The sequence below is a fragment of the Alloalcanivorax balearicus MACL04 genome (assembly GCF_025532145.1).
Classification (GTDB): Bacteria; Pseudomonadota; Gammaproteobacteria; order Pseudomonadales; family Alcanivoracaceae; genus Alloalcanivorax; species Alloalcanivorax balearicus.
The window spans coordinates 151064-162862 of the sequence record NZ_ARXS01000008.1 but is presented as its reverse complement, the minus strand read 5'-3'; the positions used below and the strand labels follow the sequence as shown (position 1 = coordinate 162862).

The following is an 11799-nucleotide window of genomic DNA, read 5'->3' as shown; positions in this document are numbered from 1 at the left end:
TGCGGGGCACCATAGAATCTCCCACAGTGGCGTTGTAGCGGCCTCTGGAAGGCAACTCTGCGCGATGTTTGGGCGGCTCAGCTCTCCATCGCGGCCAGTTCATCCTCGAAGAAGAATTTCTCTTCGCCGAAGGCCGGTTCCAGATGGTTCAGCCAGGTGGCCTCGCCGTTGTATTTGGCGAAGAAAGGCCGTTGCACCCAGTCCGGGTTGCGGCCCTGGATGAAACGCAGCACGAACACCTTTTCGCCGTGGATCTCCGTTACCCCCTGGATCTCCACCTTGCCCGGATGGCTGGACATGCTCGGTCCGCGCGCGGTGCGGGCCAGGCCGGATACCTGTTTCATGGCGTCCCGGTAAATCCGCCAGGCTTTGGCCAGCGGCACTTCGAAATAGTGACGGGCTCCGGTGTCCCGTTCCACGAACATGTAGTAGGGCACCACGCCCAGCTCCACCTGGGTTTGCCACAGGCGTGCCCAGTCATCGGCGTTGTCGTTGATGTGCGCCAGCAGGGGCCCCTGGGCCCGGATCTGGGCACCGGTGGCACGAACCCGGCGGATCGCTTCCCGGGCGATGGACGGTTCCAGTTCCTTCCAGTGGTTATAGTGCGCCATCAGCGCCAGGTGCTTGCCGGCCGCCGTCACTTCCCGGAACAGGTCCAGCAGGTCGTTGGCGTCATTGTCGGAAACAAAACGGTATGGCCAGAACGTCAACGCCTTGGAGCCGATGCGGATGGTGCGCAGTTGTTCCAGTTCCAGCAGCGGTTCGATGTGGGCGCGCAGGTTCTTGGTCTTCATCACCAGCGGATCGCCGCCGGTGATCAGCACGTCGGTGATCTCCGGATGCGCCTGAATGTACTTCTTCAGTTGTCCCGCTTCCTTGGCCGCGATCTTGAGATCGTTGTCGCCGATGAACTGGGCCCAGCGGAAGCAGAAAGTACAGTAGCTGTGGCACACCTGACCCTGGCTGGGGAAGAACAGCACGGTTTCATCATACTTATGCTGCAGGCCATTGATGCGCTCGCCGTCCACTTCCGGAATATTGTGTTCCATCTGTCCGGCGGGGTGTGGATTGAGCGCCTCGCGGACTTCGGCGATGGCCTGGTTCAGGCTGTCCTTGTCGCCACTGCGCATGGCGTCCGCCACCCGTTCGAAGTGTTCCGGCGCTAGCATGTCCTTCTGCGGGAAAGTGAGCTGATAGATCGGGTCGTCGGGTACTTTGTCCCAATCAATCAGTTCCTCGATGACATACTCATTCACCCGGAAGGGCAGGACGCTGGCGACCACGTCCATGGCGAAACGGGCTTCCTCGTCCAGCCGCTGGAGCGGCTCGATCTTGTCCAACTGGCGGGCGGTATACACCTTGAAGCGACGGGGTTCGCCGAAGTCGGTGTCGTGATGCTCGCGCAGCGGTATCACGGTGTTGGTTTCTTGCATGCTTGTGTTCCTCATGCCGTGCCGACGCCGCAAACGCGTCGGTACACTGGTCAAGGGACCAGCAGGTTTCTGCTTTCAGAGTGACCGGCGCGGCCGATCCTGGAATTTGCCGATGATCGCAGGTACGGATGACCGGGCGATGATGGCACTTCAAATGGGTGGAAGATTCCGACCCGGTGCGCCTGTTGGACGCGGAGGGTGAAAAACGGACGACGATTGTAAGTTATTGAAAATAAAAGAGCAAAATCACGACTGCAAGCCCCGGGCCGGCCAATATGCTATGTTTCCCCGGGATTGCGGCCCCGGCACCGGGATGATCTAAGCGAGGCGATGACGTGAGCGACTTTCTACATACGGCTTTGCTGTGGCTGGAGCAGGCCTCCGCCTGGCTGGAGGCGTTCTGGCTGGCGATCGTCGCGCCGGTGGGCGTGGGGCTGGCGGTATGGGTGACCGTGCATGTGGCCCAGCACAAGCGGGATGCCCGGGCCGCCGCGGCCTGGACCGGCCTGGTCTGGCTGGTGCCGTTTCTGGGCGCTTTGTTGTATCTGTTGCTCGGGGTCAATCGTATCCAACGCCGTGCCCGGCAGCTTACCGGTGGCGGCATCGATACGCTGGAGAGCACGGAATCGGTCGCCGAGGACACGGTGCAGGCGCCGCAATTGCGCGTACTGTCGCGGCTGGTGGGGCGCCTGACGCGATTGCCGCTGACCGCCGGCAATCGCGTCACCATGCATGAGGCCCGCGAGGCCCTGCATTTGATGGCGCAGGCGGTGGATGAAGCACAACACAGCGTCTTCATGGCCACCTATATCTTCGGCAACGATGCGGCCGGCAAGCCGTTGGCGGAGGCGCTGACACGGGCCGCCGCCCGTGGTGTGCAGGTCAGAGTTTTGCTGGATGGCGTCGGGGCCTTGTATTCCCTGCCTTCGGTGACCTGGCGTTTGCGCAAGGGCGGAGTGCGGGTGGAGCGGTTCCTGCACTCGGTGGCGCCGTGGCGCATGCCTTACATGAACCTGCGCAATCACCGTAAACTGATGATCGTCGATCACACCCTGGGCTTTACCGGCGGCATGAACGTGCGTGCGGGCTATGTGCGGGAACCGGCTCGAACCCACGACCTGCATGCCCGTCTGGAAGGGCCGGTGGTGGGGCATCTGCTGCGCACCTTCGCGGCGGACTGGATGTTCACCTGCGGCGAGAAGCTGACGGCGGAATATCAGGGACAGCAGGCGCCGGGAACGGTGCGCGCCCGTGGCATCAGCGCCGGCCCGGACGCCGATTTCGATAAACGCCGCCTGACCCTGTTCGCCGCCATTGGCTCGGCGGAACGGGAGATCCGTATCGTCACGCCTTATTTCGTACCTGACCAGACCTTGATGGCGGCCCTGCAACTGGCGCTGCTGAAGGGCGTCAAGGTGGAACTGGTAGTGCCGCGCAAGAACAATCTGCGTCTGGTGCAGTGGGCCAGTATTCACGCGCTGAAATGGCTGGTGCGCGGTGGCGCGCATCTGTATCTTTCCGCTCCGCCGTTCGATCACAGCAAGGTGATGACCGTCGATGGCCATTGGGTACAGCTTGGCTCGGGGAACTGGGATGCGCGCAGTTTGCGGCTGAACTTCGAGTTCGATCTGGAATGCTACGATGGTCCCCTGGCGGAACAGGTCAACACTCTGATCGACGGCCGGATCGCCGGCGCCAGGCGCATGGACGATGCCGACTTCCAGGCCATGGCAGGCTGGCGCAATGTGCGCAATGCCCTGGCCCATATGCTGGAACCCTATCTCTGAGAGCACTGAGAGGAGCCCTCATGCGTCTGCCCCGGGATGCGGAACTGCCCGCCCATCTGGTTACCCTGATTCGTTTGCAATTCCTGCATGGTCTGCTGGTGGTGGCGGTGGCCACCGGGATCTGGCTGCCGGCGCCGGCGGTGGCGCACGGCTGGTTACCACTGGTGCCCTTGCTGGTGGCGATTTTCCTGTTGCTGCCCTCGGGATTGTATCTGGGGGCGGAGGTTCAAAGGGGAGAGGCAACGCTGACGCCGGCGGTATTGCTGTTGTGGTTGCTGGCCAGCGCCACGCCGTTCGTGCCGGCATTGATCGCCGCACTACTGATGATCGTCGCCGTGATGTTGTTGTTTCTGATGGAGAAGGTGGCCGCCATCCGCGAACACTGGCCGGAAGCCTGGTTACGGGGACGGCGGCAGCACATGCAGTTCCAGATGGTGTCTCTGGCCAGCGTGGTGTTCTGGCTTTTCAGCCGTGACAACCAGCTGTTGCTGAATCTGGGGTTGGGGGGCTGACCCCGGCCTGGTTATTTTTTCACCGGAGAGCCCGGTCCCAGCAGGGCCCAGAGAATCAGACCAAGCAGCGGCAGAATGACCACCAGCGCGATCCACAAGGCCTTTTGTGGTACCTCGGCGCCGGACTGCAGGATTTTCACGATGGCGAAAATATCCAGGATCAGAATGATGATGCTGAGTGCTTTCATGAGTGGATCCTTTCCTTGATCAGTTCTTGTTGACCCTAGAATCGCCTACCGTGATGCGTAAAGGCAACAAAGGTAAAACGTCATCCACGGAGGCGGGCTGTGGTCATGGCGAGGACAGAATCAAGGCCCCCAGCCGGGCGGCGAGAAACAGGCCGATACCGAATACGGTGTGATTGATCAGGCTGCGAAGACGGGCCTGATTCGGGTTCGGTGTTTTCGACGCCGCCACGCCAGCGCCCATGCCCGGCTGCAGAATCAACAGAGGCGCCGCCACGGACAACACACCGAACAGCAGCGCCGGCCATAAGGACGGTTCCCTGGCCCAGGATAACCCCGCCAGTGCCAGCAGCAGACCAGCGAAACCAATGCCTATGAGATAATGGGTAAGCCACCCCAGTGCGGTCTCGCCCGTGATCGCAGGGGCCTTGGCGATGCTGTCATGGATCCATCGACCGCGGCGCAGATGCCCCACCCAACGTCCCACCATCCCCCAGTTTGGCGCCGGAATACCCAGCAAACGCCGGGCGGCGAGAGCATAGCCATCCACTATCGCCGTGGCCCCGATCCCGATCAGCAGAGTGCGGATGACGAATTCGAAAATATCGGTCATGGCAGTGATTCCTGAATGATGAAAAAAGTATTCAATTGAATTATTGAATATTTGATGAGGCGATATGGAATGTCAATGGCTGACTCCCTGGATTCGCTGCCCAGGCAGCCTCCCACAGCAGCTTCGTCACTCCTTCTGTGGGAAGCTGCTTTAGCAGCGAATGGGCGTATGGGCTGGCACGGGGCGTTCAGGCCGGTACAATGCCGCCTTTCAATGCCCCGGTAGCTCAGTTGGGTGAGGGCGGGGCTTTCCGGCGCCCTGCGCCGGCCGTCCTCACGCCGCGCGGATACCGCCGCGTGGCCGGTGCCCGGAGGGTGAGTAAGCGCCTCCACAGAGAGTCTTGCTCCCCGCTACTGGCACTACCGCTTCAGGCCGGTACAATGCCGTTCTTCTGCCCCGGTAGCTCAGTTGGATAGAGCAAGCGCCTCCTAAGCGCTAGGTCGGACGTTCAAATCGTCTCCGGGGCGCCATTTCCCCCTCTTTCCTTGTCGAATTCGCCTTTGTCGTGGCTTTTGACGTAACGTTTTCCTTATCCGTGCGTCCATTACAGATAGAACAACGGACAGGAGCTGATCATGAGAGACAGTCGCGCGTTACTGGTACGCAGCGGCACCGATTTCCCCGCGCTACGTCGGCGGCGGACCACCATCTTGCAGGTGAATCTGGGCTATCGGTGCAATCTGAGCTGCGTGCATTGCCACGTGAACGCGGGCCCCACGCGCACGGAGATGATGTCCGCGGAGACCGCGGATCTGGTGATCGAGGTGCTGCGGCGGGGGCATATCGAGACCCTGGACCTGACCGGCGGCGCACCGGAGATGAGCCCTCACTTTCGTCGATTGGTCCGGGAAGCACGGGCGCTGGGAGTCACCGTGATCGACCGCTGCAATCTGACCATCCTGCTGGAACCGGGCTATGAGGATCTGCCGGCTTTCCTGGCGGAACAAGGCGTGCAGGTGGTGGCGTCCTTGCCCTGCTATCTGGAAGAGAACGTCAACAAGCAACGGGGCAAGGGGGTCTATGCAGCCAGTATCGAGGCGATTCGTCGACTCAATCGGGTGGGCTATGGCGGCGATTCCCTGATTCTGGACCTGGTGTACAACCCGGTGGGTGCGCACCTGCCGCCGCCGCAGGCCGGTTTGCAGGATGATTACAGGCGTGAACTGGCGGCCCGTTTCGATATCCACTTCAATCGCCTGCTGACCATCACCAACATGCCGATCAGCCGGTTCGGCGCGGTGTTACTGGCCCATCACCAGTTCGATGACTACATGCAACTGCTGCGCAGCAACCATAATCCGGCCAACCTGGACGACGTGATGTGCCGGAATACCCTGAGCGTGGATTATCAGGGCTACCTGTACGACTGCGATTTCAACCAGATGCTGGGCCTGGCTCAGGGGGGCGCCGGACGTCATCCGCATCTACGGGAAGTGTTACAGGGCGACAAGGACGGCGAACCGGTATACGTGGCGGACCATTGTTTTGGTTGCACCGCCGGTGCCGGCAGCAGCTGCGGTGGAGCGCTGGCGTGACGCGGCGTTTGAGCGTGGTGATTCCGGTGCTCAATGAAGCTCCTCGTTTGCGCCGGTTGCTGCCGAAGTTGCGACGCCATCTGTGGGATCAGGATGAGATCATCGTGGTGGACGGCGCCAGCACCGACGATACCGTGTCGGTGGCGGAGGAAGGCGCGGACAAGGTCCTGCACTGCGATCGTGGCCGGGCCCGGCAGATGAACTTCGGCGCTGAACGGGCCTGTGGTGATCTGCTCTGGTTCCTGCACGCTGACAGCGGCTTGCGCCGGGAGCAGCCGGCGGCATTGCGTTATCTGCCGGAGGGGCCGCTGTGGGGCCGGTTCGATGTCCGTCTCAAAGGCCGCCACCCGCTCTTCCCGATTATCGGCGGCGCCATGAATCTGCGCTCGCGCTGGACCGGCATTGCCACTGGCGATCAGGGGATCTTCGTGGACCGCCTTTTGTTTCTCGATGTGGGTGGCTTTCCATTACAGCCATTGATGGAGGACGTGGCGTTGAGTGCCTGCCTGCGTCGCCATGGCAAGCCGTTGTGTTTGCGCCCCAGGATGGTGGTGGACAGTCGCCGCTGGCAACAACACGGCGTGTTGCGGACCATATTGCTGATGTGGCGATTGCGCTGGCGCTATTGGCGCGGCGCCGACCCGGCTGAACTGCACCGAATCTACTATCGCGACCATGACGATGGTGAAGCCGCTCCAGAGCGGGAGGGCGGGCGTGCCCCGGGATAAGGGCGAGAGCACGTTGCTGTTGGTCTTCGCCAAGGCGCCGGAGCCGGGGCGGGTGAAAACCCGGTTGGCGGCTTCCTTGGGAGAGGCCGCTGCTCTGGCGGCCCATCAGGCGCTGCTGGAACGGACGCTGTGTTTGGCGGCGACGTTTCCCGGCCCGGCGGTGTTGATGCTGGACCGCGCCGAGGCCGCGACCGAGTGCCGGGCGCGAGAGCTCGGGCTGGACATCGACTACCAGCAAGGGGCGGATCTGGGCGAGCGCATGGAGCGGGCCATGGCCTGGGGGCTGGCGCGCGCGGATAGAGTGTTGCTGGTGGGCAGCGACTGTCCCGCGATGAGCCCCGACTATCTGCGGGAAGCCGCGGACACCTTACGGCAAGCGCCGGTGGTACTTGGTCCCAGCGAGGATGGCGGATTTGTCTTGCTGGGCGGCAGTGATGCCACGCTCTGGCGTCAGCCGCTGTTCCGCCATGTGGCGATGAGCACCGATCACACCTTGGCCGATACCCTGGCGGCGCTGTCCGCCCATTGTCAGCCACGACTATTGCCGATGCTCTGGGACGTGGATTATCCGAAGGATCTGGAGCGGGCCCGGCGTCTGGGCTTGCTGCCCTGAACCCTTTCTCTGGTCGTACCACCTTCATGGCCTCAACGTGCCCTTGCCGGGTGCGCCTGCCCGTTGATTTCTCATCCACTCCGTTGAAGTCTGTGCGATATTATGGCGCTGTTATTGGCGTCACGATCGTGTTGACGCGGGGCTCAGCTGGAGTGATTGATGAGCAGGCAGGAAGCGGTGGACCTGGCGGTTATCCAGGAACTGAAGGAAGTGATGGGGGCGGATTTTCCCCGCCTTGTAGTGTCGTTCGTCAAGGATGGCGAACAGCGTTTGCGCGCGATTCAGGATGGTCTGGTCGCCGCCGATGTGGAAGTGGTACGCCAGCAGGCACATAGCTTCAAGGGCAGTAGTGGCAACCTTGGTGCGGTACGGGTGTCGGCGTTGTGTCTGGAGATGGAAAGCGCGGCCCGCGACGGAGATCTGGCAGTGGCGGCATCCCTGTTCGAGCCGTTGAAGGAGGCTTTTGAATCGGTGTGTGTGCGGTTGAAGTCACTCTGACTCGTCGGACAAAAAAAACCCCTCTTCCAAAGGGGGGGGGTGGAAGAGGGGGGGGTTGTGAGCGCTATTTCTAGCGCCTTGGGGGGATACCTTTTCCGTTGGCTCGGCCTAATGCTCTAGCCAATCGAGATACTGTATATCCTACAGGGAGAGCCTTCCCCCTGCTGTAAAATGCGGTGAGAGAATGTAAAAACTTCCTAGCTTGTTCGGGTGCACCGTATCCGGGGTGCAAATGGCAGGCTCGTGAAGTGAGGATCAACCGCGATCTTGTAAGCCATAGCTTACAATGGTGTAAGCATTTTTACCAATGTTGTGTCCGCCATCTGCTCTTTCTTTCGACCTGAAAGTTCTTACCTCCCTGATCTAAAAGGGTTTTTTGTTTTTCTGAAGATAAGATCCATTTACTTTTTAAAGATCTTTAACCCTCGAGCGTCAGGGCGCTTGCTATAGTACTTCTCGTGCTCAGGGACATGAGCACAGGGAACTGCTAAGGATGGCGGACAAGGATGTCCAGGTGAGCGCAAATCGGGTAAGGACGACTCGACGCAAAAAGGGCGGCAGGATGCCGCCCTTCTCATTTTGTGGCCACCTTCCATGGCGATGCCAGTCCGCCGCTCAGGCGGTTGGCGGAAAGACGAGTCTTCGATCCGCCTTTCCCGCCCATCGAATTACCATTCCCGAATCAGCTTCTCGCGCTTGTTGGCCACGCCATCCCAATCCGCGGCGTCGTCAGGAGCGTCCTTCATCTCCGTGATATTCGGCCATTTCTCCGCCAATTCGGCATTGATTTCCAGGAATTCCTGCTGATCGTCGGGCAACTCGTCTTCCGAAAAGATCGCGTTCACGGGGCACTCCGGCTCGCACAGCGCACAGTCGATGCACTCATCCGGGTGAATCACCAGAAAATTCGGACCTTCATAAAAGCAGTCCACCGGACATACTTCCACACAGTCCGTGTGTTTACACTTGATGCAGTTTTCACCTACTACGAACGTCATTAGCCTGTCCTCGCCAGGTGTGTTCTCTTCCACGACCGGTCCGCTCGCTATAAAAGTCTAGCAGAGCACCGGTTTGGGGGTCTCGGGGCCGCGCTAGTCTAGCTTCAAGGTCCCGGGCAGGCAAACCGGCTTACCCGGTTAAGCTAAGCTCTTCAGCCGATAAAGCAGATCCAGCGCCTGGCGAGGTGTCAGGTGATCGGGATCGACTTCGGTGATGGCCTCCTTGAGCGGGTCCGGTGCCGCGAACAGCTCGCTTTGCATCGGCGCCACCGGGCGCGCGGGAGCGGGCGCCGGCGCGGGGGTGCCGGTTTCCAGCTCCTGCAGTTTCTCCGTGGCCCGCTGGATCACCGGCGCCGGCACCCCGGCCAGCTGTGCCACCTGCAGACCGTAACTGCGGCTGGCGGGCCCTTCCTGCACGCGGTGCAGGAACACGATGCGATTGTCGTGCTCGCTGGCGGTGAGGTGGGCGTTGTAGACCGTGTCCAGAGTTTCCGGCAACTGCGTCAACTCGAAATAATGGGTAGCAAACAGAGTGAAGGCGCGCAGCCGCGTGGCCAGATGCTCCGCCGCCGCCCAGGCCAGGCTGAGCCCGTCGAAGGTGCTGGTACCGCGACCGATCTCATCCATCAACACCAGACTTTCCGGTGTGGCGTTATTGAGGATGTTGGCGGTTTCCGACATTTCCACCATAAAGGTGGAGCGGCCGCCGGCCAGATCGTCGGAGGAGCCGATGCGGGTGAAGATCCGGTCCAGCGGCCCGATGCGGGCGCTGGCGGCGGGCACCGCGCTGCCGATGTGAGCGAGCAGGGCGATCAACGCGGTCTGACGCATATAGGTGGATTTACCGCCCATGTTCGGACCGGTGATGACGACCATGCGGCGGCGATCATCCAGGTGCAGACTGTTGGGTACGAACGCCTCTTCCAGCACCTGCTCCACCACCGGATGGCGGCCGTCGACGATTTCCAGTAGTGGTGTCTCCAGCAATTGCGGCCGCACCCAGCCGAGCGCCTCGGCGCGTTCGGCCAGTGTCGCCAGCACGTCCAGTTCGGCCACCGCCGAGGCGCACACCTGCAACGGACCCAGATGTGCCGCCACCGTTTCGATCAACTCCTCGTAGAGCCGTTTTTCCAGCGTCAGTGCCTTGCTGGACGCGGACAGTGCTTTGTCCTCGAAGGTCTTCAACTCCGGCGTAATGAAGCGCTCGGCGTTTTTCAGGGTCTGCCGGCGTTGATAGTCCACCGGCGCCTGCTCCGCCTCGCGGCGGGACAGCTCAATATAGTAGCCGTGGACCTTGTTGTACTTGACCCGCAGAGTGGCAAAGCCGGTGCGCTCGCGCTCGCGCTTTTCAATATCCACCAGCACCGCGCCGGCGTTCTCACTGATGGCGCGCAGCTCATCCAGATCCTCGCTGTAACCGGGGGCGATGACGCCACCGTCGCGGATCAGCATGGGCGGATTCTCGATCACGGCCCGAGTCAGCAATTCGCACTGTTCCGGGAACGCGCCCAGGCGCTCATGGGCTTCGGCGAAGGCGTTGGATTCCGGCAAGGCCGTGTGCAAGGCCGGCAGCGCTTCCAGGCTGGCGCGCAGGCGGGTCAGATCGCGGGGGCGGGCGGAGCGCAGCGCCACCCGGCCAAGGATCCGTTCCATATCACCAATCTGATCCAGTACCTGGCGCAGCGCCTCGAAACGCCAGCCGTCACGCAAGGCATCGATACGATCCTGACGGCCATTGAGCACGGCGCGATCACGCAATGGCTGATGCACCCAGCGCTTCAGCAGGCGCGCGCCCATGGCGGTGGTGGTGTTGTCCAGAACCCAGGCCAGGGAATGCTGTTCGCGGCCATCCAGCGTTTCGGTCAGTTCCAGATTGCGGCGGGTGGCGGCGTCCATGGCCACGCTGTCGTCGAACGACTCCACCGCCAGGCCAATGACATGGGGCAGGGCGCTGCGCTGGGTATCGCGGGCGTACTGCAACAGCGCGCCAGCGGCGGCCACCGCGGCGCCCGGCGGCTGCCCGAACCCGGACAGGTCCTGCACCTGGAACTGCTTGCACAACTGGCGCCGCGCCGCTTCCTCATCGAATTCCCACACCGGCCGGACCCGGCTGCCGGGGCGCTCCGTCAATGCCGCCGGGAAACCATGCGCTTCGCTCAGCAACAACTCCGCCGGCTGCCAGCGCTCCAGCAGCGCCTGCAACTGCTCCAGGCCTTCCACCTGGGTCACCACGAAACGGCCGGCGGCCACATCCAGCGCCGCCGCGCCCACGCGGGGGCCGTCCTCACACAAAGCGCAGAGCAGATTGTCGCGGCGCTCTTCCATCAAGGCTTCGTCACTCACCGTCCCCGGCGTGACGATGCGTACCACCTTGCGCTCCACCGGCCCCTTGCTGGTGGCCGGATCACCGATCTGCTCGCAGATCACCACCGACTCACCGAGCTTCACCAATCGCGCCAGATACCCTTCCGCCGCGTGATACGGAATCCCCGCCATCGGAATCGGCTTGCCCGCGCTTTGCCCGCGCTGGGTCAGTGTGATGTCCAGCAACCGGGCCGCCTTCTGCGCATCGCCGAAGAACAGCTCATAAAAATCCCCCATGCGGTAGAACACCAACTGGTCCGGGTGCTCGGCCTTGATGCCCAGGTACTGCTGCATCATCGGGGTGTGGCCGGATAGATCTTCCTTTGCCATATACGCGGTTTCGCCTGTTTTCTGGAGAATGTGGGCCGTGCCCCGGAAACGGGGCCCAAGTGGGGGAGAATAGCAAACCCTTGCGCATCGCTCTATTGAGTGGGTGGTGGGGTGCTCAGCGCTTGGCTACATCATCAGCCCGGCCAGCGCATAATAGCGGGTACCGCGCGATCAGGGTGGTCCGAATAAACAGTCATGCGGTT

11 protein-coding genes and 1 tRNA gene are annotated in these 11799 nt (G+C 61.9%); 7 read left to right on the top strand and 5 right to left on the bottom strand.

Annotation, left to right across the window (positions count from 1 at the left end; all coding sequences use genetic code 11):
- Nucleotides 1-77 precede the first annotated feature (77 nt).
- Entirely contained in the window at nt 78-1433 is a 1356-nt protein-coding gene (locus tag MA04_RS09325; RefSeq protein ID WP_262460211.1) for a KamA family radical SAM protein, read from the bottom strand.
- A gap of 335 nt (nt 1434-1768) precedes the next feature.
- Between MA04_RS09325 and MA04_RS09320 the strand changes: the two genes are divergently transcribed.
- Nucleotides 1769-3220, top strand: coding sequence for a phospholipase D-like domain-containing protein (locus tag MA04_RS09320; RefSeq protein WP_262460210.1), 1452 nt, complete (start codon nt 1769-1771; stop codon nt 3218-3220).
- A 20-nt stretch (nt 3221-3240) separates the two neighbouring features.
- Nucleotides 3241-3732, top strand: coding sequence for a hypothetical protein (locus MA04_RS09315; RefSeq protein ID WP_022995286.1), 492 nt, complete (start codon nt 3241-3243; stop codon nt 3730-3732).
- 11 nt (nt 3733-3743) lie between these two features.
- Here MA04_RS09315 and MA04_RS09310 read toward each other — a convergent pair whose 3' ends face one another.
- Both MA04_RS09310 and MA04_RS09305 read right to left on the bottom strand, forming a co-directional pair.
- Complete coding sequence (locus MA04_RS09310) at nt 3744-3920, bottom strand: PLDc N-terminal domain-containing protein (RefSeq protein ID WP_022995285.1); 177 nt, start codon at nt 3918-3920, stop codon at nt 3744-3746.
- 103 nt (nt 3921-4023) lie between these two features.
- Nucleotides 4024-4530 (bottom strand): DUF2938 domain-containing protein, encoded by a 507-nt coding sequence (locus tag MA04_RS09305; protein ID WP_262460209.1) that lies wholly within the window; start codon nt 4528-4530, stop codon nt 4024-4026.
- Between the two features lie 393 nt (nt 4531-4923).
- Here MA04_RS09305 and MA04_RS09300 point away from each other — a divergent pair.
- The 5 genes from MA04_RS09300 to MA04_RS09280 all read left to right on the top strand — a co-directional run bounded on the left by MA04_RS09300 (nt 4924) and on the right by MA04_RS09280 (nt 7904).
- Nucleotides 4924-5000: transfer RNA gene (locus MA04_RS09300), tRNA-Arg, on the top strand.
- Nucleotides 5001-5105: 105 nt separating this feature from the next.
- Entirely contained in the window at nt 5106-6065 is a 960-nt protein-coding gene (gene arsS / locus MA04_RS09295) for an arsenosugar biosynthesis radical SAM (seleno)protein ArsS (RefSeq protein WP_163127246.1), read from the top strand.
- Entirely contained in the window at nt 6062-6793 is a 732-nt protein-coding gene (locus tag MA04_RS09290; protein WP_163127247.1) for a TIGR04283 family arsenosugar biosynthesis glycosyltransferase, read from the top strand. Before arsS ends, MA04_RS09290 begins: the two co-directional genes overlap by 4 nt.
- On the top strand, nt 6780-7406 hold the full coding sequence (locus tag MA04_RS09285) for a TIGR04282 family arsenosugar biosynthesis glycosyltransferase (protein ID WP_163127248.1): 627 nt from the start codon (nt 6780-6782) through the stop codon (nt 7404-7406). The genes MA04_RS09290 and MA04_RS09285 overlap by 14 nt, the downstream gene beginning before the upstream one ends.
- Before the next feature lie 159 nt (nt 7407-7565).
- Nucleotides 7566-7904 carry an Hpt domain-containing protein gene (locus MA04_RS09280; protein WP_163127249.1) on the top strand — a complete coding sequence of 113 codons (339 nt, stop codon included), beginning with the start codon at nt 7566-7568 and terminating at the stop codon, nt 7902-7904.
- A gap of 668 nt (nt 7905-8572) precedes the next feature.
- On the opposite strand, the gene fdxA is transcribed toward MA04_RS09280, so the two are convergent.
- Nucleotides 8573-8902, bottom strand: a complete 330-nt coding sequence (fdxA, locus tag MA04_RS09275; RefSeq protein ID WP_163127250.1) for a ferredoxin FdxA — start codon at nt 8900-8902, stop codon at nt 8573-8575.
- Nucleotides 8903-9040: 138 nt separating this feature from the next.
- The gene (mutS, locus tag MA04_RS09270) at nt 9041-11596 is read right to left on the bottom strand and encodes a DNA mismatch repair protein MutS (protein WP_262460207.1); all 2556 of its coding nucleotides are present in this window, start codon (nt 11594-11596) and stop codon (nt 9041-9043) included.
- Nucleotides 11597-11799 lie beyond the last annotated feature (203 nt).

Excerpts from the sequence above, each read along its gene's own strand:
- MA04_RS09325 (WP_262460211.1), bottom strand. The coding sequence starts at position 1,433 with ATGCAAGAAACCAACACCGTGATACCGCTGCGCGAGCATCACGACACC.
- MA04_RS09315 (WP_022995286.1), top strand. The coding sequence starts at position 3,241 with ATGCGTCTGCCCCGGGATGCGGAACTGCCCGCCCATCTGGTTACCCTG.
- MA04_RS09310 (WP_022995285.1), bottom strand. The coding sequence starts at position 3,920 with ATGAAAGCACTCAGCATCATCATTCTGATCCTGGATATTTTCGCCATC.
- MA04_RS09305 (WP_262460209.1), bottom strand. The coding sequence starts at position 4,530 with ATGACCGATATTTTCGAATTCGTCATCCGCACTCTGCTGATCGGGATC.
- arsS (WP_163127246.1), top strand. The coding sequence starts at position 5,106 with ATGAGAGACAGTCGCGCGTTACTGGTACGCAGCGGCACCGATTTCCCC.
- MA04_RS09280 (WP_163127249.1), top strand. The coding sequence starts at position 7,566 with ATGAGCAGGCAGGAAGCGGTGGACCTGGCGGTTATCCAGGAACTGAAG.
- fdxA (WP_163127250.1), bottom strand. The coding sequence starts at position 8,902 with ATGACGTTCGTAGTAGGTGAAAACTGCATCAAGTGTAAACACACGGAC.
- mutS (WP_262460207.1), bottom strand. The coding sequence starts at position 11,596 with ATGGCAAAGGAAGATCTATCCGGCCACACCCCGATGATGCAGCAGTAC.